The following is a 25,344-nucleotide window of genomic DNA, read 5'->3' on the forward strand; positions in this document are numbered from 1 at the left end:
CGTTCATCTTCCTTACCATATAGATCAGTAGAAAAAAGAGGTTGTTAGATAGATTTACATTCTCTATCATTAACAACCTCTTTTGTATTATGCGTTAGGATCAGTAGATGAATCGCTATCTGACTCGTCTTGATCTGAATTCGTTTCATTTTCTAATGAATTATCTGGTTTCATTTCATCTTCTGAAGAGTCAGAAGTTTCGACTTCATCTGAGCTTTCCTCTGTAGATGTTTTTCCATTTAAATCAACAGATTTCAGTGCACTTAAAGACTTACCAAAATAATCAATTGGGTTTACTGCTACATTGTCTTTTCTTACTTCAAAGTGTACATGAACACCAGCATCTTGGTTTAATTGACTTTTACCAGATGTTGCAATAGGTTGTCCTTTTGTCACTTCTTCGCCAACTTCCACTTGGAAATCCTTCACTGATTGATAGAAGGTTTTGATTCCTTCTGCATGCTCAATCTCAATAGTATTTCCTAGTAATGCATCTTCTGAAACTTTCGTAACTGTTCCTTCTAAGGAAGCTAGTACTTCGAATTCACTATCGTCTTCCATCTTTAAATCAATACCTGTGTTAGGTTGATATTGATTATTGTAGAATACTAATGAATTTGCTTGTTCTTCTTTACTTGCTGCGTTATCATAAAACTCTTTTTGCGTGATAAAGGAATCTTCATCAGCAACTGGCCAAGCAAAGTTTTCTAAATCCTTTGCAACCGGTTCTGCAGGCTCATCAAGTTGTTCTGGCACATCAGCATTATAATCAAATTTGTTAGTGTCTGATGCACTATTTTGATACCAAAGAACACCTGTTAGAATAATAGCTGCTGTTCCGATATACACCGCAGGGAACGCCCAACGTTTTTTAAAAAAGCTTTTTACTTTTGAATTTGGAGAAGTACGTTTGTTTTCTTCCTCTCTCATTTTATCATCACCTCAGCAATCATTCTGAACAGATATTCAACATTATATACACGACATTAAAAATTTTTATAAAAATCTTATTTTTCGACAATTCCAACCATATTATGCATGCATTTTATTTTTTTTCAAAAAATTCTACATTCATTTCCTTTTAAGAGTTTTTGAATAAAAAAAGCAGACATCTATAATCAATGTCTACTTGCTTCACCTATTTTTTTGCTGTATATGTGTTTAAAAGGTCATTTGATGCAGTAACTTCTACGCCTTTATAATAGTATTTCACAATATCCTCATATGTTTTCCCACTAACAGCCATTCCATTGGCCCCGTATTGACTCATACCCACACCATGGCCATAGCCCTTTGTTTTTACAATAATATTATCTCCATCACGATCCATGGTAAAATCTGTTGATTTTAACTTTAGTTTTTCTCTTATTTCTGTGCCTGATAACTCTTTACCATTTATAGTAGCACTGTCTATCCTCTTGCCTTTTGTATAGGTTATATTCTCCATAATATTCGAGCTAGAAGATAATTGAACACCAAGACTCTCTTCAAACTCCTTTACACTTATTGTTTGTTCACCATTAAATTTAGGTGAGTCTACATCCCAGGGACTTTCGACACTTTGTAAATAAGAAATAGAATTTGCCCAGACATCATCTGAGTTTTCTGTATATCCATTGCTTGTGGAAAAGAATGTAGCATCAATCGGATTTCCTTCGAAGGTTAAAATTTGCCCTCTTGTTTCAGCTACCGCTTCTTCAATCTTCTTCATATTTTTTTGCCAATCATATCCTGCATTTTCCCAGATCTTCTTTAATTCCTCCTGATCATTATATACTTGGTAACTTATGCTATCTCCTACAATTGCTCCTTCTGGCAATTCGGCAGCCTTATCACTTACGATTCTTTTGACGATATATGTTCTTGCTGTTAATGCCTGTGCTTTCAGAGCCTCCATTTCGAACTTTGCTGGCATTTCCGATGCAACTACACCAACTACATATTCTTCTAAATCTAACTTCTCTACAACCTCTTTACTTTCACGATAGACGCCCACTTCCATAGTAGGTTCCGAGACTTCTTTTTTGGGCTCACTTTGTACAGAGGTTTCCTCCTTCTCCTGCATAAATGGAAGGACAAGTACAGTTGGGACAAGTAATGTGATAACAAACAGTATAACTCCTAGTACGATGATGGGTTTGATTTTAAACATGTGTAAGCCTCCATAAGAAAGAAATATAATGTTACACGCCTCTACAACATTCTTATGGATTAGGACAAGCTTTTATGACTTTAAAATAGGAAACAAAAATTAATTAAAACTTTCCTCGCAACGGTTCTAAAAAAAACAAATTTGCATAGTATTTTAAAAATATGGTTCAACCTCAAGAGATAACCTTCTATCGCCTTCGTTTAAGAAATATTTCCAATTTGCTTTATCATGTATAATTTAGACATAAAAAAACAAACTTTATTTATCTATACTACTGGATAAATAAAGTCTGTTATTTAAGGATTATGCATTTAAATCTGCCACATAACTTGGCTCTAATGCTACTTCTTCTTCTTCTGTCACTCTTTCAATATCCGCACCTAATCCAGCTAATTTTTGATGAAAATCAACATACCCACGATCAAGGTGTTTCAGTTCTGTAACACGAGTAATTCCTTCTGCTACTAGACCAGATAGAATTAATGCAGCTGCAGCTCGTAAATCAGTAGCAGCTACTTCTGCTCCTTGAAGGTTGGTTGGTCCATTCATAATAACAGAACGACCTTCAATCTTAACATCACCATTCATACGTCTAAATTCTTCTACGTGCATGAAACGATTTTCGAATACAGTTTCTGTAATCATACTTGTTCCTTTTGCACGAAGTAATAAAGCCATCATTTGTGATTGCATATCTGTTGGGAATCCAGGGTGTGGCATTGTTTTAATATCAACAGCTTTTAAGTTATTTGCACTTAACACACGGATTCCATCTGCTTCTTCCTTAAAAGTAACTCCCATTTCTTCCATTTTTGCGATTAGGGATGATAAATGCTCTGGAACTGCTCCTTGTACAAGAACGTTTCCACCTGTTATTGCAGCTGCTACTAAGAAAGTCCCTGCTTCAATTCTATCAGGTATAATAGTGTGCTCTGCTCCAAATAATACATCTACGCCTTCAATACGGATAGTACCAGTACCCGCTCCTTTTACTTTTGCACCCATTTTATTTAGGAAGTTTGCTAAGTCAACAATTTCTGGTTCTTTTGCAACATTCTCAATAATTGTTGTACCTACTGCTAATGTTGCTGCCATCATGATGTTTTCAGTAGCACCAACACTTGGGAAATCTAAATAAATTTTAGCACCATGTAAACGATCTTCCACAGATGCCTCTATAAATCCATTTCCAACTTGAACCTTTGCTCCCATTGCTTCAAAGCCTTTTAGATGTTGGTCTATCGGTCTAGAGCCAATTGCACATCCACCTGGTAACGCAACTCTTGCATGACCATTTCTTCCTAATAAAGAACCCATAACTAAAACAGATGCTCTCATTTTACGCACATATTCAAACGGTGCTTCAATACTTAAATCCTTTGATGCATCTACTGTTACTTCTCCATTTTCAAAATGTACTTCAGCATTTAAATAACGTAATACCTCATTAATTGTATATACATCTGAAAGAGTCGGAACTGATTTAATTACACTTTTCCCATCACTTGCTAATAATGTAGCGGCGATTACAGGCAAAACGGCATTTTTTGCGCCTTCTACTTTAACCGTTCCATTCAACCTTTTTCCGCCGCGGACGATGATTTTATCCAAAGTCTATTCCCCTCCGCGTCCAATATCTCTATATTAATATTCAATCGTTATGATGGGTGTGCCAACTACAAAGGTAGTTTTTTCTCCCATCCCGTGTGTTCTTATACCTAATTGGAAATTCATTTCCTTTGCTTGATTATCAATACTTTCTTTAAAAATAGGCGTATAAGCAGATGTTGATACAAAATCTTCTTCTTCTACCGCCTCAATTGTATTAGCTTGAAAAGCATCTAGTAATTGAGTAACATAATAAGGCAAAGTCTCATTCATCTTATCACTGAATTCGCCTTTTATACAAGAGAAAATTGCTGGTTTACCACGAAAAATAGAAGAAATTTTTTCATTTATTTCCTTATTTACCCTTTTCATATCCTTCTCTGCTGTTTCTTCTCCCTTTACTTCATAAATAATATATGTAGAGGGAGATTCTGTTGTTAATGAAATAGAAATAATAATGCTCTCTTCCATGAAAGTAGTATCACTAAAAGTCATTTTCATCTGTACACTTTGATGATTCTTAACCTCTTCCCACTTACCCTCTGGAAAAACTTCTTTTATTTCCTTTTGATAATCTTTTACGTCTTTTAAACTTTGAACATCTTCCAACTTTTCTCTTGCATGCAGAGACCATTCATTAATTGTTATATTTTCTTCTTCGTGTAGAATTCTATTTATTGTCAATAAATCTGATTGTGAACTTGCAATAGTGATTTTATTCCCAATTGTTAAGGCTATGAAACCAACCAGTAATGAAAGTGTCATTAAAACTATATTTTTTATTTTCATTTGTATTCCTCCCCTTTACTACCATTGTTTCCAGGGAGAAGGAATGCATACTAATAAATAATCGTCACTTTTTGACATGAATAAAAATAATCACATTGTACAATATAAAAAAGCACACAAAAAGAATTTTACTGAAAAAAATCGGGATTGAAAACATGTATGAAGACCTATATTTGTACTCTTTTTTTATTTATTTTGGTTTTAGTTCATCATAAGTGGCAATTGTTGGGACCAAGTTAGGTAGTTTAATAAGAATTCACTAACCAATGATCCGATAACAATTGCTAATAGTACATATAAGACTCTTGCTTGAAACACTCTATTTTTTCTTAAAAACTTCTCAAAATTTAAAGACTGTAATGCCCACCAGGACAGCGCTATACATATGATATGTATAATAATACTTAATAATGCTTCTTGCCCAAATTCTGCAATCATTCATTTCCTCCAGTGTTCATTTTCTAGTTAACTATTATTTGACGGTTATATATAGTAAAAAGTTTCACAGTAATCACATTTTTCTTTTCATAAATTGTGACATATTTCCCTTTACTTTTTTATTCTATTATTTTTATACAATTAATATAGTTTTCAGACTGTAGATAAAATTAAAATGAGAGATTCAATTTTTAGGGGAATATTGTACTACCTTTCTAAGTCACTTTTGTCAATAAGCTAAAATCATTAATATTATAGTTTACTATTTTCATTTGTTAGTCTTTTCTTTTTTTCTATTCTACTAATAAATACATTTTTATCTAATTCTGTTTATTTTAAGCAAGGTAGTTAACAAATTATATAAATAGAAAAAAGCCCCCTTAGGGACTTTTTAATATTTTTTTTCCACAATGGATATACGATTCATTGCGCGTTGTAGAGCAAGTTCTGCACGTCTAAAGTCTACATGTTCTGATTTATTAGCATGTAGTCTTTTTTCAGCACGCTCCTTAGCTCGCATAGCACGATCATAATCAATTTTTTCCGCTGCTTCAGCAGATTGAGCTAGTACAGTTACTTGTTCTGGTCGAACCTCAAGTATGCCCCCATTTACTGCGATATACTCTGAAGTTTTATTATTTTTCAAGTGTACTACACCGATCTTTAATGGAGCAACCATAGGAATATGTCCTGCTAATATCCCTAATTCTCCGCTTTCTGCTTTGGCAATCACCATTTCTACATCTGATTCATGCACCGGGCCATCAGGAGTTACTACATGGACTTTAATCGTCTTCATTACTACCCCTCCTGATTAGTTTATACTTCTACACCCATAGATTTAGCTTTCTCAATTGCTTCTTCAATACGTCCAACTAAGCGGAACGCATCTTCTGGAAGATGATCATATTTACCTTCAAGGATATCTTTAAATCCTTTTACAGTTTCTTTTACTGGTACATATGAACCTACTTGACCAGTAAACTGCTCTGCAACGTGGAAGTTTTGTGATAAGAAGAATTGAACTCTTCTCGCACGGTGAACTATTAGCTTATCATCATCACTTAACTCATCCATACCTAAGATACTGATGATATCTTGTAATTCTCTGTAACGTTGAAGTGTTGATTGAACACGTCTAGCTACATCATAATGCTCTTCCCCTACGATTTCTGGTGATAGAGCACGAGAAGTAGAAGCAAGTGGATCTACCGCTGGATAGATACCCATCTCTGTTAACTTACGCTCTAAGTTAGTTGTCGCATCTAAGTGAGCGAAAGTTGTTGCTGGTGCTGGATCTGTATAGTCATCAGCCGGTACATAGATAGCTTGAATAGAAGTTACAGAACCTACATTAGTTGATGTAATACGTTCTTGTAATTTACCCATTTCTGTTGCTAATGTTGGCTGGTAACCTACTGCTGATGGCATACGTCCAAGTAAAGCAGATACTTCAGAACCTGCTTGAGTAAAACGGAATATGTTATCAATGAAGAATAGAACGTCTTGTCCTTGTTCATCACGGAAATACTCCGCCATTGTTAAACCAGTTAACGCAACACGCATACGCGCACCAGGTGGCTCATTCATCTGACCAAATACCATAGCCGTTTTCTTTATAACACCTGAGTCTGTCATTTCATGGTATAAATCGTTTCCTTCACGAGTACGTTCTCCAACTCCTGCAAATACAGAAATACCACCATGCTCTTGTGCGATATTGTTAATTAATTCTTGGATTAGAACTGTTTTACCTACTCCAGCTCCACCAAACAGACCAATCTTACCACCTTTAATATATGGTGCTAATAAGTCTACTACTTTAATTCCAGTTTCTAGAATCTCTACTTGTGTAGATAATTGATCAAATTTAGGTGCTTCTCTGTGAATAGAATCACGTCTAACATTTGCTGGTATTTCAGGATCTAAATCAATAGTATCTCCTAATACATTAAATACACGACCTAACGTAACATCTCCTACAGGTACTGAAATAGATTTTCCAGTATCTACAACTTCAGCACCTCTTGTAATACCATCCGTAGAAGACATGGCAATAGTTCGAACAGTGTTATCACCTAAATGTAGGGCAACTTCTAGTGTTAATTCTTCATTTGAAGTACCACTAACAATCTTAATAGCATTGTTAATATCAGGTAGGTTTCCTCCATCGAACTTCACGTCAACAACTGGTCCCATAACTTGAAGAACTCGTCCTGCGCTCATTATATTCCCTCCTACACTTTCTATCTATATGATCTATATCAAGTTTAAACTATACTTAAACTAGGGAATTACTTACCATAATACGGAATAATCTATGATAAGTAATTGCCAAATGATAGAGTGCATATAGTATTTTTTCTCTTATTCTAGTGCAGCAGCTCCACCAACAATTTCAGTAATCTCTTGGGTAATTGCCGCTTGTCTTGCTCTGTTAAATTGTAAGCTTAAATCATTAATTAATTCTTTAGCATTATCAGTAGAATTTTTCATAGCTGTCATACGTGCAGAATGCTCACTTGCTTTACTATCAAGCAATGACCCATATATTAAACTTTCTGCATACTGCGGTAACAATACATCTAGAATTTCTTCTGCTGAAGGCTCATATTCATAAGAAGTAAGTGTAGTATTTGATGCATCCATATCTGTTAAAGGAAGGATCTTCTTCTCCACTACATCTTGTTGAATAGCACTCACATAATGACTATAAAAAATATTTAATTCATCAAAAGTACCATCATCAAACATGCCAACTGATTTATTTGTTACATCTCTAATATCCATAAAGTCAGGAAGATCAGGTACACCAACTACATCTAAGATAACATTATGTCCTTGTTTTAATAAGAAATCTCTTCCTATTCTTCCAATAACAATAATGGCATACTCATCTTTTGATTGATGTCGCTCTTTAATTGTCTGATTTAACTTTCTAAGTACATTACTGTTATAAGCACCAGCTAATCCACGTTCAGAAGTGACAACAATATAACCTGTTTTCTTTACTGGACGTTTTTGAAGCATTGGGTGTGTAACTCCATTACTTCCTAATGCCACTGAATGTGTTACTTCTTCTATTTTAGACATATAAGGAGCAAATGCTTTTACATTTATAACAGCTTTATTCATTTTAGCCGAATACACCATTTGCATGGCTTTCGTAATTTGACTAGTTTTCTTTGTAGAAACAATACGAGCTTTTATATCACGTAAAGATGCCAAAGATTTTCACCACCAATCACCAGTTTGTCTTCTTATTCAGAAACAACGAATGTTTTTTTGAAGTCGTTAATAGCCGCATTCATTACATCATCAGCAGGAAGATCCTTCGTAGTAACAATTGTGTTTACTACATCTGTATGATTGTGATCTAACCAAGTTAAGAAATCTTCTTCAAATCTTCTGATATCAGCAACTGGAATATCATCTAAGAAACCACGAGTTAATGCATAAAGAATTGCTACTTGTTTTTCTACTTTTAACGGCTTATTTAAATCCTGTTTTAATACTTCAACAGTACGAGCACCACGATTTAACTTATCTTGTGTCGCTTTGTCTAAATCAGACCCAAATTGTGCAAATGATTCTAACTCACGGAAAGAAGCAAGGTCAAGACGTAAAGTTCCTGCAACCTTTTTCATCGCTTTAATCTGAGCAGAACCACCAACACGAGATACAGATAAACCTGCGTTGATAGCTGGACGAACACCTGAGAAGAATAAATCAGATTGTAAGAAAATTTGTCCATCAGTAATGGAGATTACGTTAGTAGGGATATATGCTGAAACGTCCCCTGCTTGTGTCTCGATAAATGGAAGTGCCGTAATAGAACCTCCACCTTTTGCATCACTTAATTTCGCTGCACGCTCTAACAAACGAGAGTGTAAATAGAATACATCCCCTGGATATGCTTCACGACCTGGAGGACGACGAAGTAATAGAGATAATTCACGGTATGCAGATGCTTGTTTTGTAAGATCATCATATACGATTAAAACATGCTTGCCTTCATACATAAACTCTTCTCCCATTGCAACACCAGCATATGGAGCAAGATATAGTAAAGGAGCAGGTTGTGACGCAGATGCAGTTACAACAATTGTGTAATCTAATGCACCATTTTTACGAAGAGTTTCTACCGCATTACGTACAGTAGATTCTTTTTGACCAATAGCAACATAGATACATACCATATTTTGATCTCTTTGATTAAGAATTGTATCAATTGCAACAGATGTTTTCCCTGTTTGACGGTCACCAATGATTAACTCACGTTGTCCACGACCAATTGGTACTAAAGCATCGATTGCTTTAATCCCTGTTTGAAGTGGTTCACTTACTGATTTACGATCCATAACGCCTGGTGCTAAAAATTCAATAGGTCTTGTTTTAGATGTTTGAATAGTACCAAGTCCATCTACTGGTTGTCCTAAAGGATTTACAACACGTCCAATTAAAGCTTCTCCTACAGGAACTTCCATGATTCTTCCTGTACGACGCACTTCATCGCCTTCACGAATATCTGAGTAAGGACCAAGAATAATGATACCTACATTGCTTTCTTCTAAGTTTTGAGCTAAGCCCATTACACCAGTTGAAAATTCAACTAGTTCTCCAGCCATACAGTTATCCAGACCATGTACACGAGCTATACCGTCTCCGATACTAATTACGGTACCAACCTCGCTCACTTGAACTTCTGATTGGTAGTTTTCAATTTGCTTTTTTATAAGAGCACTGATCTCTTCCGCTTTGATGCTCATGCGTTTCACCCCTATCTAAGATTCTATGATTACTATACTAATAATTGTTTTTGAAGACGGTCTAATTTACCTTTAAGGCTACCGTCAAATATTTGATTACCGATACGTACTTTTATTCCACCTAAAAGGTTAGAATCTACTATATTGTCAATATTAAGCGATACTTTTCCTACTTTTGCAGCAAACGTTGCTGAAATAGCATTCTTTTCATCGCTAGATAACGGTCGTACAGAATATACCTTTGCATCTGCAATACCTTTTAATTCATTAACAGAATCAATAAAGTAGTCACAGATATTTGGGATAATATCCTCTCTATGACGATCAATTAATAACATTAACAGGTTTTGTACATGCTGACTCACAGAAACAAAAGCCGTTTTCACCATTTCCTTTTTCTTTTCTAGTGAGATACTAGGAGATTTAAGGAATTGGTTCCATTCTGGTGATGAAGTAATTAGTGTTTTTACAACTCGAATTTCTTCATCTAATTGATCAATCTGTCCGTTTTCTTTTGCGATTTGGAAAAGAGCTAAAGCATAACGCTTTGCAACTCCTATATCCTTCATCGTTTTTCGCCTACCTCTTGAATGTACTCATGAATTAACTTTTCTTGTTCTTGCTCATTTAATTCTTTTTCGATTACTTTAGAAGCAATTAAAACAGACAGTGAAGTAACTTGTTCGCGTATAGTTGCAACAGCTTTTTCTTTTTGTTGCTCTATTTCTACTAAGGCAGAATTCTTCAAACGCTCTGCATCTTTTCTAGCATCTTCAATTATAACTTCTCTTTGCGCATCACCTTGAGCTTTTGCTTTATCCATTAACTCTTGTGCATCTTTGCGCGCTTCTTTTAATAGAGCTCTTTGCTCTTCTAATAACTTAGCAGCCTCTACTCTACTTTTCTCTGCATTATCAATTTCATTTGCAACAAATTGTTCACGATCCTTCATCATTTTCATTAAAGGACCCCAAGCAAACTTTTTGATAGCCCACAATAATAATAGGAATGATACTAATTGGACGATAACATCCCCGCCAGCAAAATCCATTGATGCACCTAATACTAGACTATTTGTAAACACGCTGTTTCACTCCTTTCAGGTCATATGTATGTCACATACAGGAAACCTTTATTCACTTGTGGAAAAAAGGTGATTATGCTTATTAAAATTAGATAATTTTAAAACTTCTATTGTTACTCATAAGAGTTAAATTCGTTTTTAAATAAAGGAATGGCGAAGGTTCTTATCGAATGATCTTCGCCATAATCAGATTTTATTATGTTTATCCCATAACCATAAATGCGATAACAACCGCCATGATAGGAATCGCCTCTACGAATGCAACCCCGATGAACATTGTTGATTGTAACATCCCTCTAGCTTCTGGTTGACGAGCAATCCCCTCAACTGTACGTGATACGATCATACCGTTACCTAAACCTGCACCTAGTGCTGCTAAACCAATTGCAATTGCTGCTGCTAATGAACCCATTATAAAAATCCTCCCTAAATTGTAATTATATTAAGTTTGTCCAATTTCTGAACTGGGTATATATTAATGGTCTTGACTTACTTTATGAGCCATATAAACCATTGTTAATAATGTGAATATAAATGCTTGGATACTACCGATAAAGATAGAGAACCCTTGCCATACCATTGTTAATGGGAAGGCTCCTATAGCTCCAAGAATATTCGTCTTAGCTAAACCATTTACAAGTAAGTTCAATAGAACCTCACCTGCGAAAATATTACCATATAGACGAAGACCTAGTGTTAAAGTATTTGAGAATTCCTCCACTATTTTCAATGGAAGTAAAAAACCAACCGGTTTAACATATTCTCCAAAATATCCTTTTGTACCGCGCATTTTCACTCCATAATAGTGTGTTAATCCCACTACCATAATTGCTAGTGTCATAGTAATAGTTGGATCTGCTGTAGGAGATTTCCACCATAGCTCATGATGCACAGTAATAGCAAAAGGCAATCCTAACATGTTGGCAATGAAGATGTACATAAGTAATGTAATACCTAGCACATGGAATCTTCCTCCATCTTTCCAATCCATGTTATTCTTAATAATATTACGGACAAAGTCCATTATCCACTCCATCAAATTCTGTCTTCCAGTAGGTTTCATTTGAAGATTACGAGTGAGAAAAAATGCAATTAAAAATACAATTAAACTCGTTACTAAAATCATAAGCACATTGGATAAATTAAAAGTTAAAAATCCAAAGAGCTCAACAGTTGGTGCTTCATGATGCAATACTACTCACCTCTTTTCTCACCATTTCTATGTAAAATAAAATAATGCACTAAATAAATCACCATAATGACAATATAAGCTGTCATCAATCCAATTACAACACTTATTAAGTGAATTTTTTGTGGATATTCTATGGCAATAAGACAAACAACAACAGCTGTTGCCATTCGCGAGATGGTTCCTAAGCCGTATATCTTTGCAGACTCTTCCATTGCTTTATCAAAGGCATGCATTTTCTTTACTAGTAGCAAGATGTTAAATAAACTAGCACCTGTACCAATAAAAAGACCTAGGAAAGTAGGTTGATATGAATCCGGGCCCAAAGCCCATCCAAACATACAAAATGCCATAAAGAAATAAAGATATTTTCTTGTTCTAGCTAATACCTCTAGAAATTGTTGCATCTCTTTCCTCCTCATTTTGGGGGTTATTATTAACCGGCAAAATAGATTTAGAGCAGAGATTACAATCTGTATCTGTAACACTCTGTATATATTGGTGAAAAAGCATCTACTTTTATGTAAAAAATAGATTCTAACCAAATCCTTATTCTATTAACACTACATTCATGTTAGAATCATAGTAATCCATAAGTGAAAACCTATTCATCCCCCTTGTAAGCATACAATAGGGGAATGTCAATGTCAATCACTTTTAAATTTAGTGAATAATATGTTCACTATTTAACAATGTGTGTAAATAGCTTATTTTATTTTCACTATTTTTTCAAGAATATCCTCTTTTCCTGCCTTTTTTGCAAACACTTTTATTCTATATATACCTTCCCCCTCATTTACTTTTAAATGAAACTTTCCTTTAATAGTTCCTCTTTTTACAGATCGTTTCCAATCTAAATATTGAACAAATTGAAGTGTATCATCTCTAAACAAAGCTATCCCGAATTCTTCCGCTCCTGTAGGCAAATAGGTCTCGTACTCGTACAAATCTGTATTTTCTTCCTTTCTCACCATATCAAAACCCATAATACGTGGATAATCAGGCTCAGAAATAACAAATAAATATGGTATTTGAACTGATTTATTACCTGTCCAAACACATATTGTTCCATCTTGTAGCTCTTTTTGAAAATAATCACTGTTTATCTCTATTGAAATTGGAAGGGTCTTCGTCTCTCCAGCATTCAACGTATCAGCCATTGGTAATTTCCAATCCAATCCTTGCATTCCCTTCGGATGATCAAAAGAAATTTTCTCTTGCTTTGATCCAACATTTTTTAAAGTAACAGTAGCTTGATACACTTTTTTCTCTTTCACCATTTTATACTTACCAAAGCGAATACTACCTGGCATAACTAGAACATCCACATTAATAGCTTGTTCTACTTGAATTCTACCGGCACCTTGTTCATATACTTTATAATCTTGATTATTTCTATTTTTAATCCTTTTTGCTGTATTCATTAAAGCGGCCTTCACTTCGTCTGGCTTCCAATTAGGATGTGCCTCTAATATTAGTGCACAAGCCCCCGCTACATGCGGAGCTGCCATACTAGTTCCTTGTAATGCTACATATCCTCCTGGAACTGTGCTATTTATCACAACCCCTGGAGCAATTACATCTGGTTTAATATCCCATGTTCTTGTCACAGGTCCTCTTGAACTAAAATCAGCAAGAATATCTTTTTCCCACTCCATTTCCACTTTCATGCGAAATGGTTGTTTCGATCCCCTTTGTAAAAGAAGCTCTCCTTCTTTTTTAGACAATACAGCGACTGGTATAGAAGCTTTCTTCTCTAGCATCCCTTGAAATGGCCCATCTGAGTTATTATAAATTATTACTCCTTCTGCACCTTTTTTATAGGCATTTTTCACTTTTTCTGAAAAAGTTATTTCTCCTCTTTTTATAAGGGCAACTTTTCCTTTTGCTCCTACTAATTCCCTTTCTGATCCAATCCCACCATCCATCAGTTGAATAGTTTCACTTTTCGTCCAGTTTTCACTGTTTTTCATACTAGATAGAGCTATACGTTGCTTATCTAAATAAATAATAGGAGTATAAATATTAGGCGTTGACGCTCCTACTGAAATAGCTTCAGAAGCAGTCCCCGGTGAACCAACTGTCCAATCTTCTGGACCTGAATTTCCTGCAGCAGCAATAGCTATAATACCCTTTTCTACTACTTTATTGAGAGCTAAGCTAATAGGAAGATCTGGCCCGTTCACATCACTTCCTAAAGATAGGTTGATAATATCTACCTTATCCTTCACCGCCTTCTCTATAGCTGCTAATATTTGCTCTGTTGTACCAGCACCACCAGGACCTAATGCTCGATATGCGAATATCTCTGCATTCGGAGCAACTCCTTTTATCTTTCCATTTGCAGCAATAATACCTGCTACATGTGTTCCATGAAGTGTATCTTTTTTACCAAGACCTTTTGTTTCCATAGGGTCTTCGTCATTATCAACAAAATCCCACCCTTTTCTATAATTGCCTTCTAGATCAGGATGGCGATAATCTAAACCGGTATCAATCACCCCCACTTTAATTCCTTTCCCTGATAAATGGGATATCGATTTTGCCGATTCTCTTATGGAGTCTGCCTCAATTAGTTCTATTGGATTTTCGTTTTCTATTGAATATTGCTGTACCGTTGTTACCATGGTTACTAATTGATTTTTCTTTAATTTTTCTAATTCCGATATTGGTCCTTCGACAGAAAAGCCAGTAAATACCTCTTCAAAAATATATCTTTTCTTTATTTTAGGATAATTTTCCAACAGTTGCTCAATATCATTCTCTTTATAATTTTTTTGAGTCTGTACAATAGCTACTTTTAGCTCATTTTGATTTTCTGGAGGAAGGCTTGGGAACTCACTTGTAGTTAAGGCAAGTACAGGATTTATAGGTAAAAATAATAAGATAGAAACAAAAAAAGCTTTCTTCAGCATATCCCTTCCTCCCCTTCATATTGTTTGCTAGTTATTTTTACCGCCTGCATATTATTTATGTATGCACCTCAAAACATCGTATATAGAAAAAAAACAGTTAGGAAAGTAAAGTTCCTAACTGTTTTTTAGTGTTCTATTATTTTGTTCCGAACAATCTATCTCCAGCATCGCCAAGACCTGGAACGATATAGCCTTTTTCATTTAATTTTTCATCTAGTGCCGCAATATAGATATCTACATCTGGATGTGCTTCTTTTAATGCTTCTACTCCTTCTGGAGCAGCAATTAAGCACATAAATTTAATATTTTTTCCTCCTCTTACTTTTAAGGAGTTAATTGCTTCGATCGCTGAACCACCTGTTGCAAGCATCGGATCCACAACGATGAAATCTCTTTCTTCTACATCTGAAGGTAACTTCACATAGTATTCAACTGGCATTAACGTTTTAGGATCACGATACAAACCAATATGTCCTACTTTTGCTGCTGGAATTAATTTAAGTATTCCATCTACCATACCAATACCTGCACGTAGGATAGGAATGATTCCTAATTTTTTACCTGATAGAACCTTTGATTTCGTTTTACTTACTGGAGTATCAATTTCAATCTCTTCAAGTGGCATATCACGAGTAATTTCAAAAGCCATTAAAGTTGCTACTTCATCTACTAGCTCTCGGAATTCCTTTGTACCTGTTTGTACTTCTCTAATGTATGTAAGTTTGTGCTGAATAAGTGGGTGATCAAATACGTAAACCTTTGCCAAATTAAACACTCCGTTCCTTCTATTTTTTCGAGTATCCGAGTTAAACTTTTAAGGATACAACGTTGACACACTTCTATCTATTCTACAGAAAAATTAAAAGTGAATCAACAGAAATCCTTATATAATAATGGAGATTTTTCACTATCAGTTTTCCCCGATACATGTATTAATAACACCACTAACTAGAATTTTATTGATTCAAACAGAAATAACATATAATAAAAAACAGCCTTCATTTAAGAGGGCTGTTAAAGTCTTCCATTAATATTAAGAAGTGCCTGTAACCTACAATTCTTTATAAAGCTCGAATCTACTTGTTAGCGCGGTAACTCTTTCTGCTGCTTCTGTTAGTTTTTCTTTCTCTTCATGATTTTTTAGAGTAAAGGCAATAATAGAAGCTATTTCTTCCATTTCTGCTAAACCGAAGCCACGAGAAGTAACAGCTGCCGTACCAATACGAATACCACTAGTTACAAAAGGACTTGCTGGATCAAAAGGAATTGTATTTTTATTCACTGTAATTCCTACTTCATCTAGTACATGCTCTGCCACTTTACCTGTTAAACCAAGAGATTGTAAATCTATTAGTAATAAGTGGTTATCTGTTCCACCTGAAACAAGATCTAACCCTTCCTTTTGAAGACTAGAGGCTAATTGCTTTGCATTTGAAATGATGTTTTTAGCATATTCTTTGAACTCACTTTGCAATGCTTCACCGAAAGCAACTGCTTTTGCGGAAATAACGTGCATTAACGGACCACCTTGAATTCCTGGGAAGATGGATTTATCTATTTTCTTGGCAAACTCTTCTTTACAAAGAATCATTCCACCACGAGGACCTCTTAATGTTTTATGTGTTGTAGTCGTAACAAAATCCGCATATGGTACAGGATTTTGGTGAAGACCCGCTGCAACTAATCCAGCTATATGTGCCATATCGACCATTAAATATGCTCCAACCTCGTCAGCTATCTCACGAAATTTAGCAAAATCAATCTCTCTTGGATACGCACTTGCACCAGCTACAATTAATTTCGGCTTATTAGCTAAAGCCTTTTCTCTTACATCTTCATAATTAATATATTGTGTTTCTTTGTCTACGCCGTATTCTACGAAGTTATATTGAATACCACTAAAGTTTACAGGACTTCCATGAGTTAAGTGACCACCATGTGATAAATTCATCCCTAGTACTGTATCGCCCTGCTCTAAAATAGTGAAATATACAGCCATGTTTGCTTGGGCACCTGAATGTGGTTGCACATTAACATGCTCTGCTCCGAAAATTTCTTTAGCACGGTCACGAGCAATATCTTCTACTATATCTACATATTCGCATCCACCATAATATCGTTTTGCTGGATAACCTTCTGCGTACTTATTGGTAAGAACAGAACCTTGCGCTTCCATTACTGCTTCACTAACAAAGTTTTCAGAGGCAATTAACTCAATCTTTGATCTTTGTCGTCCTAATTCTTGCTGAATGGCTTTATAAATTTGTTCATCTTGTTCTGCTAAATGCTTCATATGTAATCCTCCCTGATACGCTCGTTTATTTTCGTCTCTATAACTAGCAATAAATCTGCCTATATTCTATCATGTATCTAATTTAAAAAGAAAGATAAAATAACGAATTATTTTTTTATTTCCAAATAAAACGTTCGGATTTTACTAGAATTTCTAGATAAAATTATACTAAAAGAATATCTAAAATTATGAATTAGACAATTCATTACCATACTTTTCTATATAAGGTTAGTCAGTTTCCTATAAAAAACTCCTTAATAAGGATCATAATCGAGAGCCTTATTAAGGAGTTTATATTAGCAAGAATCATTTGCTTTTGTCTTCTCATACACAGCTCTTGGCCCACCAATCAATTTCGGTCGAGATTTCGCAAGAGTTACATGCGCTGATCCCAACTGCTTTATCGAGGTTCTAATAGGCACTGCCACATGCTTTAAATGCATTCCGATAAAGGTATCACCAATATCTATTCCCCCATCTGCTGCTATAAACTCTACTACCACAGGATCTTCCATATGTTCATAAGCTATTGTCGCCATTGCTCCACCTGCATGACGAATAGGAATAACGGATACTTCTTGAAGTTTCCTCTCATTCATAACCTTTCTTTCTACTACTAGAGCTCTATTTAAATGCTCACAGCACTGAAAAGCTAAGGAAACTCCTGTTTTTTGATAAAATTCTTTAAAACAAGTAAATATAGCAGCTGCTACCTCACTAGTTCCGGATGTTCCGATTCGCTTGCCCATTACTTCACTAGTACTACAGCCAATAACAAATATATGTTGATTACTTAAATGAGCTTGTTCTTGATACTCTTGTATAATCGTGTCTAGCTGTTCTTTTAATTCGAGCGTTATACTTTCCATTGATAACACACCTCACTATTAAAATCATTGGATTGCTTGCGAAAGCTTTTGTACGCTAATTCTATTGCTTGGTGTTTTTGTCTATTAAATGAATCAAACCAGTAGCTAGATTACTAATATCTTGTTATCCGTTATTTTACACTAGAATGAGTTAAACATAAAATTTCTTTCTTCTTTTTATTCTTCCTTAGCTGGAAAAAGATATTCTTCTATTTATACACCATTATTCTAATTATGGCTTAAATACGTAAATAGATTAAAAACAGCCATTCCAATCTAAAAACAACTAGAACATACCTCTACAAAACTCTATTTAAATCTTGAAGCGACAAATCGTTTGCTGCAAGTGCTCTGCATTTGTTTTAAGCTTTAAAGCGAGTCTATCTACTTTTTTAATCAGATCTGTTTGATTTTCTGTTATATGCGTTACTTGCTGTGTTCCTGCAGCAGTTTCTTCTGATATAGCTGCTACCTCTTGAGACTGTTGTAATGTATCATAGATTTGTTGCTTTTGTTGATGAATAAGTTCTGTAATATCTATTGTAGCCTTTGCCATTTCTTCCACTGTTTTATTCATCTCACGAAAAACAATGCTTGTTTCTTCCCCAACTTCTGCCTTATGTTGGGCACTCTCTACTTGTTTACCAATTTGCGATACCACATTTTTCACTTCTGCTTGCATATTTTTAATAATTTCAGAAATGCCTTCAACAGCCTTACCACTCTCATCAGCTAGTCTGCGCACTTCTTCCGCCACAACACTAAAGCCCGCTCCATGTTCACCTGCTCGGGCAGCTTCAATCGATGCATTTAATGCCAAGAGATTTGTTTGTGAAGCAATTTCACCAACAAGCTTTAATACATCTTCAATTTCTTTAGAATGATTTTCTAAGTGATTGACAGATAATAGAGATTGATGATTTTCCGCCACCATCTCACGCATTCCTTCCACTAATGATTGAACTACCTTATTAGAATCTGCTAATTTTTTTGTCATATCAATGGATACCGTACGAGAGTTATGAGCCTTTTCTTCTACCATTTGAGCAATTCTCATTGATTCTTCTACAGACTCAGAAGAAGCTTGTACAGATTGTGCAGACACTTCTGCTCCACCTGCTATTTCCTTAACAGAGCTCGCTATTGCTAATGAATGCTCCATAGCACGATCTGCTTCTTCAGATATAGTTTTTACCGTTTCATTTGTATCATTGAAATTGGTCTCTATAGACTGAACCATTTCTCTTAAATTATAAAGCATGTGATTAAATGCCAACCCTAATGACTTCACTTCATCATCTGATTTAGATATTTCAACATCCATACTAATGTTGCCATGAGCTGCTTGCATAGCCCCTCTTTCTAGCTTTTGCAAAGGTCTAGTTATAAATCCAGCAGCTAAAAACCCTAGAAAACCTGACCAAAATATCCCTAATAATAATGTGATAATGTTAAATACTAACGGACTTAAATGAATAGAACTATCGATAGAAGGATACAAAATATACAAACAAAAAGCACTTGTAGAATAAGTAATAGTTGCTAGGATGGTTATAAAAATGGCTAATTTCTTTCTAAGACTAAACTTATAACGATTCTTCTTTTCCACACTCTTTCCCCCATTTTCACTTTCGCAATAAAAACTCACTCTTTTTTTACTGCGTTGTTTATTTCTCTAATTTATCTACTATCTTTTCAATCAATAACTCTAACTCAGCATAAGTCTCACGATATTGAGAGACCGAGCCACCAAAAGGATCCATTAACTCTCCATATTTATTGTTATCTGCAAACTCCTTAATAGTAAACGTTTTCTCAATTGCTCTTGGGAAATCATTTGCAATTCTACTTTTATGGGTATTTGTCATCGTAAATATATAGGTTGCCCAGTCCACTAATTCCTTATTTAGTAAAGAAGAAGAATGCTCAAAAAGTATTCCTTTTTCCGAAAGAACCTCCTTCACTTGGTAGGATGCTTCACTACCATCTACCGCGTATATACCAGCTGACTTAATTTCCATATGATCTATTTTCTTATTTTTTAATATTGCTTCTGCCATAGGACTTCTACAAGTGTTACCTGTACAAACAAATAAAACCCGAATCATTCTTTTAGCCCCCTTATATTGTCATTATTATAGTGCAAAATCACTAATAATTCTATTCTTCTTGGTCAATTTAATTTTTCTACCACATTTCATTATATCGGATATAGACTTTTTTTATAAAGGAAAGAATGCATAAAAAAATCCAAAGTAGTATTAGAAAGTGGAAATGAGTATACTCACTTTTACTTTCTACTATTACGTTGGACAAATTCTAGTTATAAGTGGATAAGCATTTTCACTCCAAAGATTAAGAGTATTGCTCCTCCTAACATCTCTCCATAGGAGCCTAGTAACCCTTGCACTTTCCTTCCAATAAGTAAACCAAGCCAAGTTAATACCATTGCACTAACTCCGAAACAAATAAGGACTACTACTGTTCTAGCTTGATAAATCCCTAAACTCAATCCTACTGAGAAACTATCTAAACTAACACTAACAGCAAATAATAGTAATCCGAAGCCAACTGGTGTAATTTTAGAAGAGTCCTCTTCCTTGAAACCAGACCAGATCATTTGAATTCCTAGAATAACAAGTAAAGCACCACCTATTACACCTGCTATTTCACCGAAATTTTCGGACATAAGCTTCCCTGTAATCATTCCTAATAAAGGCATAATTACATGAAAAATTCCTATGATAATTCCAATTTTCGCAATTTGCTTTAATCTCAGTTGAAACATTCCCATTCCAAGGCCTACTGAAAATGCGTCCATTCCTAAAGCAAATGCCATTAATAAAAGTGTAACCAGTTCTCCCATCATTACAGACATATTTTTGCCCCCTCGGACTTGCTCATTAGAGAATATGCACGTCCAAGTTTTTTTAGAAGCAAAAATTTTATGTATTTAATATAAGGGATATGCTCCTGTTTTCCATTTAAGTAAATGATAGTCTATTGTATGATTTGGTGAGAGGCAGCCTTCATTAATCTATTCATAACAGCATGTCCTACTCCTTCTATTGGAAACATTTCTCCAAAGATAATATCAACCTTATCATAATCAAAGCTTCTCAATCCATCATATAAGTCTGTAGCAACTGTGGATAAATCATTTCTACTTCCACAAGAATAGATGCTGTCTGCATGATAGAATTGTTTATTTTCTTCTGTTGTTAGTATTCCTACCTTTTTGCCCTTTTGTCTTTCTTCCTCTATTAGTGTTTGTATTCTTTCCTTTGAGCCATCCACTAAATAAAAAGGAGCACTTGGAGCATAATGGGTATACTTCATGCCTGGAGATTTAGGCGTTAACGCTTCATTTGTTAATGCCTCATCCATATGTGTCAGTCCAATTACTTTCTCTATTTGTTCTTTTGTTATACCACCTGGGCGCAAAATAACAGGTATGGTACTTGTACAATCAATAACCGTCGATTCTACTCCAACACCTGTAGCTCCACCATCTACAATTCCAGCAATCTTTGTATCTAGATCATCTTTTACATGCTCTGCCTTTGTAGGACTAGGCTTTCCAGACTGATTAGCACTTGGTGCAGCGATAGGAAGACCTGATTCTTCTATTAATTGCAATGCAACGGGATGGTCTGGCATACGAATTCCAACTGTTTGTAACCCTGCGGTTGCTACCTTAGAAAGTGCCCCTTTTTTGCTACGAAAGATGATCGTTAAAGGACCTGGCCAGAAGGTATCCATTAATACTTCTGCTTTTTCTGGTATTTCCTCTACTAACTCTTCCAACTGATTTTTGTTGGCTATGTGAATGATGAGAGGATTATCAGATGGCCTTCCTTTAGCTGCAAAAATCTTTTCAATAGCACTATCTTCTTTAGCATTCCCACCTAACCCATAAACTGTTTCTGTCGGAAAAGCAACAAGCTGATTTTTCTTTAAAAAATCAGCCGCTTGTTGAATATGTGTATAACTTGTTTTTTTATCCACATCTTTATCCACTGACCAATACTTTGTTATCATTTTTATCCACCTTATCTACTTTTCTATATGTTTATCCCATAAATGCCTTTATTTCTTCTTTTTTCGACACTAACACTAATTCTAAGAAAGAACAAGTCTTCGCGATAATGGGGATAAAAATCTGACTTGTCCACAAATTGTGAATAAAGTAGGCAAAAAAGTGGATAACTTTTACTATTTATCCACATTCTCTAAAGAATATTGCAAGAATATTGGGTTATTCACAGGTATTTGCTTTCTTACAGCTTTCGACTCTCCCACCATTCTGGGGATATTGTTACTATCTATTTCCTTAAAACCTAATAATTGAAACAGTTGAATGGCATTTTGACTATTTACCATACCATATAATTCTTTTAACTCTTTCGTTTTTGCTAATTTTATCACTTGCTGAAGCAAGAATAATATCTCTTCTGCCCCTGCATTTTGTAGAACCATTGACCGTAATAGCCCCACGTTTTCAATGGGCTCTATTCCGACTACTCCCTCCAAATCATCTCTAACCTCATCTTCCATTAAAAGAAAATAGTCAATAAATGATTCAATCCCCTCTACATCTAAGCCTGCTTTTGTTAGTAGAGATTGAATTCTTTCTAAATCTACCTGTTGAGCTTGTCGGATTATATAGGTCATTTTTCTTCCACTCCTTCTTTACCTATGAGGTACTACTATCTCTATGAAAAAGAGGGAAGAAAAATGCTAGATTATTTCTATACTATCCATTTTTCTATTTTATCATGTTTATTACCTTCCATCTAAAATGACTTTAATAAAAGTCATTCTAGACTGTAGACAAACTTCTAAATAAAGATTCAGAAGCGAATAGAATAGTATATTTAATCATCCTGCTGAATGGGGGGCTTATTTTACGTTATAGGGGTTTGCTCAGTCTGCCATTGTCCTGTAGAGTCTTAGCTGCTGTATGGCAGAACCCATAGGAGCCTCACCCCAAGAAAGTAGTTCAGTTAAATAAAAATACTGTATATTCTTACTAAATTACTTTTGATCAAAAAGCTGAAATGACTTTTAATAAAAGTCATAGGCTGTTGAAAACCAAAATCTACTATGAACAATCTGTGAAAATAGAGATAAATCCTCTCGGATCATAATGGAAAACGAGGGATTTTTTTATGTACTTCACCTATTCAAATATGGAAATAGTAGAAAATTAGAAGAGCTATGTAATAATGTATGATGCTTCGTACCATAGAGAATAAGGAAAAGACTACTTTTAGAAAAATAGTCGTAGAAATCCTCTTATTTTTGTTACTTCCATGAAAAACACCGGAAATAGACGGAGAATTACGCCTATTTCCTTAGAAAACATAAAATTTAAGGCATTTTCCTTACTTAAACGGAAAACTACGCTTATTAGCAAGAAAATTAACAATATATTTGCCATTAGTCGGAATTCTCCGCTTATTATTGATGATGCCTACAAATTGGCTGTGGAATTATTAATAGAAGCTTAATGAAAAAGTAACTTAAAAAGAGAAAAAGTATTTTTATCCAGATGATTTATGTTTCTGTCGGGAGACTACTATGGAATCTGCGAAAGCTTTATACCCTGTAGGCCAAAGCCGCCAGATTTCGCCTAAAGCTTCGAGCGAACAGAACACCTGTAACGAAAATCAGAACATTATTAGCGAGTTGATTACTTATACAGGTTCTCTACACACTCATGTTATTTCATTGACATAATCTTTTTTCAACAAGGTGTGACTTTTAATAAAAGTCATTCAAGCTTTAAGAAGAACATTCTCTTTTTCTATTCTGGTCGAATCTGATGTTCTTCACGTTTATATCTCCCTGTAGTGAAGAGATTATCTAAATTCACGTTTTTGTCCCAAGTTTCTTTTGCTTCATCTGTTAGATAAGGGTAAATATATTGATCTACTAATATTTGGATGTCTATATCATCAATAATATTGTATGTACTGATTTTGCTTCTTTTTCCAGAGTAGGTTTCAATAATGATTTCTTCCATTAAATTAAATCCATTTCTTATAATGTATATATCTTTTATTTCACGTGCAGGGATTGTTTTTTTGGGCGTTATAATAGTACCTTTGTCAATTTGGAACAAGGTTTTACCAGGTTTATATCCAGGTAAGTACCATAAAAACAAATAAAGAAATATAGGGGTAAAGACAATTCCACCGAATATGTAAAATAGAGAGTAGTTGGATTCGAAGGCAAAGCCTTCTTTAAGAAGAAATAGACAGCCAATTAAACCACCAAAGATAAAAAAAACTAATACGAGTAGATAATAAAATTTAGATCCTTTGGCAGAGATGATGTCATTTTTTATTTTAAGATTAGGCATATTTAATCCCTCCATTTTTATAGGATTTACTATTTTGAATTACACTCTAAGAAAAGATTAAATTCTTCATTTTGAAAATTCATTAAGATATACTTGAATAAGTATTTAGAACTAAGCTCTCTATAGAAAATTCATTAGCCTTTTGAATAATATATCCTCTATTTTCCATATCCTTATTAATTATCCAACTATTATTCTTACCTGGAATGATGAAGCAAATATTAAGGAATTCAGGAGAATTTCTAATACTGTATTTCATATTTAACAAACTGTCCATTTTCCCTTTTCGATTCTTTACATCGTGTTGAAACTCTTCATATTCACTATTTGGTTGGGAAATGACTGGTTTAATAGAAGATCCGGTACTTGCCTCTTCTAAAATATTTTCGAACTCATCATCACTTATCTGAAAGAGCATTTTCTTGGTTGTTTCAAGAGAAGGGAAAGCAAAAAACTCAGTTACTTTCTCGATTACTTGCTCCGTTTTAACTGCACTAATAGAATGAACCTGATAATCATATTTTAAATAGTGTAAGTAAGCTTCATTATTCAGGAAGTGAATGGTAATGCTTTCTTCCTTTGAAAGATCTTGAGTGAATTTTGATGCTTTTATACTTCTTTCTGCATTATTGAGCACATGAATGAACTTCTTATACTCTGTTTTCAATTTATATTGATGTGCCTCTTCAACTAAAAGCTCTTTTGCTAATAGAGAGCGAGTAGCAACTTCTAATAGAAACTGCAGCTCTGTATCATCTAAACTTGGGTAAAAAGTTTCTTTCAAGGCAATCCCTTGTTCAAAATATCCTTCACTATAAAAACAAAAAATAAGTTCCTCTACACTCAGATTTAACGTTTCCATTAAAGCTCC

Annotated in this window: 25 protein-coding genes; all 25 read right to left on the bottom strand. The window is 34.7% G+C overall.

Features of this window, described 5'->3' with window-relative positions; genetic code table 11:
* Positions 1 to 87: 87 nt before the first annotated feature.
* Complete coding sequence (locus F9279_RS05815) at positions 88 to 930, bottom strand: M23 family metallopeptidase (protein ID WP_152111835.1); 843 nt, start codon at positions 928 to 930, stop codon at positions 88 to 90.
* Between the two features lie 208 nt (positions 931 to 1,138).
* On the bottom strand, positions 1,139 to 2,152 hold the full coding sequence (gene spoIID / locus F9279_RS05820) for a stage II sporulation protein D (RefSeq protein WP_152111836.1): 1,014 nt from the start codon (positions 2,150 to 2,152) through the stop codon (positions 1,139 to 1,141).
* A 303-nt stretch (positions 2,153 to 2,455) separates the two neighbouring features.
* Positions 2,456 to 3,763, bottom strand: coding sequence for a UDP-N-acetylglucosamine 1-carboxyvinyltransferase (gene murA, locus F9279_RS05825; RefSeq protein WP_152111837.1), 1,308 nt, complete (start codon positions 3,761 to 3,763; stop codon positions 2,456 to 2,458).
* A 33-nt stretch (positions 3,764 to 3,796) separates the two neighbouring features.
* A complete protein-coding gene (locus tag F9279_RS05830) occupies positions 3,797 to 4,549 on the bottom strand; it encodes a YwmB family TATA-box binding protein (protein WP_152111838.1) in 753 nt (250 codons plus the stop codon).
* A gap of 201 nt (positions 4,550 to 4,750) precedes the next feature.
* On the bottom strand, positions 4,751 to 4,987 hold the full coding sequence (locus F9279_RS05835) for a DUF1146 family protein (RefSeq protein WP_152111839.1): 237 nt from the start codon (positions 4,985 to 4,987) through the stop codon (positions 4,751 to 4,753).
* Positions 4,988 to 5,378: 391 nt separating this feature from the next.
* Complete coding sequence (locus F9279_RS05840) at positions 5,379 to 5,786, bottom strand: F0F1 ATP synthase subunit epsilon (RefSeq protein WP_152111840.1); 408 nt, start codon at positions 5,784 to 5,786, stop codon at positions 5,379 to 5,381.
* Positions 5,787 to 5,806: 20 nt separating this feature from the next.
* A complete protein-coding gene (atpD, locus tag F9279_RS05845) occupies positions 5,807 to 7,213 on the bottom strand; it encodes a F0F1 ATP synthase subunit beta (protein ID WP_152111841.1) in 1,407 nt (468 codons plus the stop codon).
* Positions 7,214 to 7,354: 141 nt separating this feature from the next.
* Positions 7,355 to 8,215 carry an ATP synthase F1 subunit gamma gene (gene atpG, locus F9279_RS05850; RefSeq protein WP_152111842.1) on the bottom strand — a complete coding sequence of 287 codons (861 nt, stop codon included), beginning with the start codon at positions 8,213 to 8,215 and terminating at the stop codon, positions 7,355 to 7,357.
* 32 nt (positions 8,216 to 8,247) lie between these two features.
* A complete protein-coding gene (gene atpA / locus F9279_RS05855; RefSeq protein WP_152111843.1) occupies positions 8,248 to 9,756 on the bottom strand; it encodes a F0F1 ATP synthase subunit alpha in 1,509 nt (502 codons plus the stop codon).
* Between the two features lie 32 nt (positions 9,757 to 9,788).
* On the bottom strand, positions 9,789 to 10,325 hold the full coding sequence (locus tag F9279_RS05860) for a F0F1 ATP synthase subunit delta (protein WP_152111844.1): 537 nt from the start codon (positions 10,323 to 10,325) through the stop codon (positions 9,789 to 9,791).
* A complete protein-coding gene (gene atpF / locus F9279_RS05865; RefSeq protein WP_152111845.1) occupies positions 10,322 to 10,840 on the bottom strand; it encodes a F0F1 ATP synthase subunit B in 519 nt (172 codons plus the stop codon). Before atpF ends, F9279_RS05860 begins: the two co-directional genes overlap by 4 nt.
* Positions 10,841 to 11,042: 202 nt before the next feature.
* The gene (gene atpE / locus F9279_RS05870; protein ID WP_152111846.1) at positions 11,043 to 11,252 is read right to left on the bottom strand and encodes a F0F1 ATP synthase subunit C; all 210 of its coding nucleotides are present in this window, start codon (positions 11,250 to 11,252) and stop codon (positions 11,043 to 11,045) included.
* A gap of 63 nt (positions 11,253 to 11,315) precedes the next feature.
* Positions 11,316 to 12,032, bottom strand: a complete 717-nt coding sequence (atpB, locus tag F9279_RS05875; protein ID WP_152111847.1) for a F0F1 ATP synthase subunit A — start codon at positions 12,030 to 12,032, stop codon at positions 11,316 to 11,318.
* Positions 12,033 to 12,034: 2 nt separating this feature from the next.
* Positions 12,035 to 12,436, bottom strand: coding sequence for an ATP synthase subunit I (locus F9279_RS05880; RefSeq protein WP_152111848.1), 402 nt, complete (start codon positions 12,434 to 12,436; stop codon positions 12,035 to 12,037).
* A 300-nt stretch (positions 12,437 to 12,736) separates the two neighbouring features.
* The gene (locus F9279_RS25920) at positions 12,737 to 14,944 is read right to left on the bottom strand and encodes a S8 family serine peptidase (RefSeq protein ID WP_152111849.1); all 2,208 of its coding nucleotides are present in this window, start codon (positions 14,942 to 14,944) and stop codon (positions 12,737 to 12,739) included.
* 136 nt (positions 14,945 to 15,080) lie between these two features.
* A complete protein-coding gene (upp, locus tag F9279_RS05890; protein WP_152111850.1) occupies positions 15,081 to 15,710 on the bottom strand; it encodes a uracil phosphoribosyltransferase in 630 nt (209 codons plus the stop codon).
* A gap of 285 nt (positions 15,711 to 15,995) precedes the next feature.
* On the bottom strand, positions 15,996 to 17,237 hold the full coding sequence (glyA, locus tag F9279_RS05895; protein WP_152111851.1) for a serine hydroxymethyltransferase: 1,242 nt from the start codon (positions 17,235 to 17,237) through the stop codon (positions 15,996 to 15,998).
* A 296-nt stretch (positions 17,238 to 17,533) separates the two neighbouring features.
* A complete protein-coding gene (locus F9279_RS05900) occupies positions 17,534 to 18,106 on the bottom strand; it encodes a TIGR01440 family protein (RefSeq protein ID WP_152111852.1) in 573 nt (190 codons plus the stop codon).
* Between the two features lie 313 nt (positions 18,107 to 18,419).
* On the bottom strand, positions 18,420 to 19,715 hold the full coding sequence (locus F9279_RS05905) for a methyl-accepting chemotaxis protein (RefSeq protein WP_152111853.1): 1,296 nt from the start codon (positions 19,713 to 19,715) through the stop codon (positions 18,420 to 18,422).
* Positions 19,716 to 19,773: 58 nt separating this feature from the next.
* On the bottom strand, positions 19,774 to 20,214 hold the full coding sequence (locus tag F9279_RS05910) for a low molecular weight protein arginine phosphatase (protein WP_152111854.1): 441 nt from the start codon (positions 20,212 to 20,214) through the stop codon (positions 19,774 to 19,776).
* Between the two features lie 215 nt (positions 20,215 to 20,429).
* A complete protein-coding gene (locus F9279_RS05915) occupies positions 20,430 to 20,984 on the bottom strand; it encodes a manganese efflux pump MntP family protein (RefSeq protein WP_152111855.1) in 555 nt (184 codons plus the stop codon).
* Between the two features lie 122 nt (positions 20,985 to 21,106).
* Complete coding sequence (locus F9279_RS05920; protein ID WP_152111856.1) at positions 21,107 to 22,147, bottom strand: L-threonylcarbamoyladenylate synthase; 1,041 nt, start codon at positions 22,145 to 22,147, stop codon at positions 21,107 to 21,109.
* 174 nt (positions 22,148 to 22,321) lie between these two features.
* Positions 22,322 to 22,780, bottom strand: a complete 459-nt coding sequence (locus F9279_RS05925) for a hypothetical protein (protein ID WP_152111857.1) — start codon at positions 22,778 to 22,780, stop codon at positions 22,322 to 22,324.
* Positions 22,781 to 23,915: 1,135 nt separating this feature from the next.
* A complete protein-coding gene (locus F9279_RS05930; RefSeq protein ID WP_152111858.1) occupies positions 23,916 to 24,473 on the bottom strand; it encodes a DUF5381 family protein in 558 nt (185 codons plus the stop codon).
* 82 nt (positions 24,474 to 24,555) lie between these two features.
* A complete protein-coding gene (locus F9279_RS05935) occupies positions 24,556 to 25,335 on the bottom strand; it encodes a hypothetical protein (protein WP_152111859.1) in 780 nt (259 codons plus the stop codon).
* Positions 25,336 to 25,344 lie beyond the last annotated feature (9 nt).

Source organism: Bacillus sp. B1-b2, assembly GCF_009183415.1.
GTDB lineage: Bacteria > Bacillota > Bacilli > Bacillales > Cytobacillaceae > Niallia.

Excerpts from the sequence above, each read along its gene's own strand:
- atpA (WP_152111843.1), bottom strand. The coding sequence starts at position 9,756 with ATGAGCATCAAAGCGGAAGAGATCAGTGCTCTTATAAAAAAGCAAATT.
- F9279_RS05930 (WP_152111858.1), bottom strand. The coding sequence starts at position 24,473 with ATGCCTAATCTTAAAATAAAAAATGACATCATCTCTGCCAAAGGATCT.
- F9279_RS05840 (WP_152111840.1), bottom strand. The coding sequence starts at position 5,786 with ATGAAGACGATTAAAGTCCATGTAGTAACTCCTGATGGCCCGGTGCAT.
- F9279_RS05815 (WP_152111835.1), bottom strand. The coding sequence starts at position 930 with ATGAGAGAGGAAGAAAACAAACGTACTTCTCCAAATTCAAAAGTAAAA.
- atpD (WP_152111841.1), bottom strand. The coding sequence starts at position 7,213 with ATGAGCGCAGGACGAGTTCTTCAAGTTATGGGACCAGTTGTTGACGTG.
- F9279_RS05910 (WP_152111854.1), bottom strand. The coding sequence starts at position 20,214 with ATGATTCGGGTTTTATTTGTTTGTACAGGTAACACTTGTAGAAGTCCT.
- F9279_RS05860 (WP_152111844.1), bottom strand. The coding sequence starts at position 10,325 with ATGAAGGATATAGGAGTTGCAAAGCGTTATGCTTTAGCTCTTTTCCAA.
- F9279_RS05925 (WP_152111857.1), bottom strand. The coding sequence starts at position 22,780 with ATGACCTATATAATCCGACAAGCTCAACAGGTAGATTTAGAAAGAATT.
- glyA (WP_152111851.1), bottom strand. The coding sequence starts at position 17,237 with ATGAAGCATTTAGCAGAACAAGATGAACAAATTTATAAAGCCATTCAG.
- F9279_RS05880 (WP_152111848.1), bottom strand. The coding sequence starts at position 12,436 with ATGCAACAATTTCTAGAGGTATTAGCTAGAACAAGAAAATATCTTTAT.
- atpE (WP_152111846.1), bottom strand. The coding sequence starts at position 11,252 with ATGGGTTCATTAGCAGCAGCAATTGCAATTGGTTTAGCAGCACTAGGT.
- F9279_RS05835 (WP_152111839.1), bottom strand. The coding sequence starts at position 4,987 with ATGATTGCAGAATTTGGGCAAGAAGCATTATTAAGTATTATTATACAT.
- F9279_RS05935 (WP_152111859.1), bottom strand. The coding sequence starts at position 25,335 with ATGGAAACGTTAAATCTGAGTGTAGAGGAACTTATTTTTTGTTTTTAT.
- F9279_RS05900 (WP_152111852.1), bottom strand. The coding sequence starts at position 18,106 with ATGGAAAGTATAACGCTCGAATTAAAAGAACAGCTAGACACGATTATA.
- F9279_RS25920 (WP_152111849.1), bottom strand. The coding sequence starts at position 14,944 with ATGCTGAAGAAAGCTTTTTTTGTTTCTATCTTATTATTTTTACCTATA.
- F9279_RS05915 (WP_152111855.1), bottom strand. The coding sequence starts at position 20,984 with ATGTCTGTAATGATGGGAGAACTGGTTACACTTTTATTAATGGCATTT.
- spoIID (WP_152111836.1), bottom strand. The coding sequence starts at position 2,152 with ATGTTTAAAATCAAACCCATCATCGTACTAGGAGTTATACTGTTTGTT.
- F9279_RS05920 (WP_152111856.1), bottom strand. The coding sequence starts at position 22,147 with ATGATAACAAAGTATTGGTCAGTGGATAAAGATGTGGATAAAAAAACA.
- F9279_RS05830 (WP_152111838.1), bottom strand. The coding sequence starts at position 4,549 with ATGAAAATAAAAAATATAGTTTTAATGACACTTTCATTACTGGTTGGT.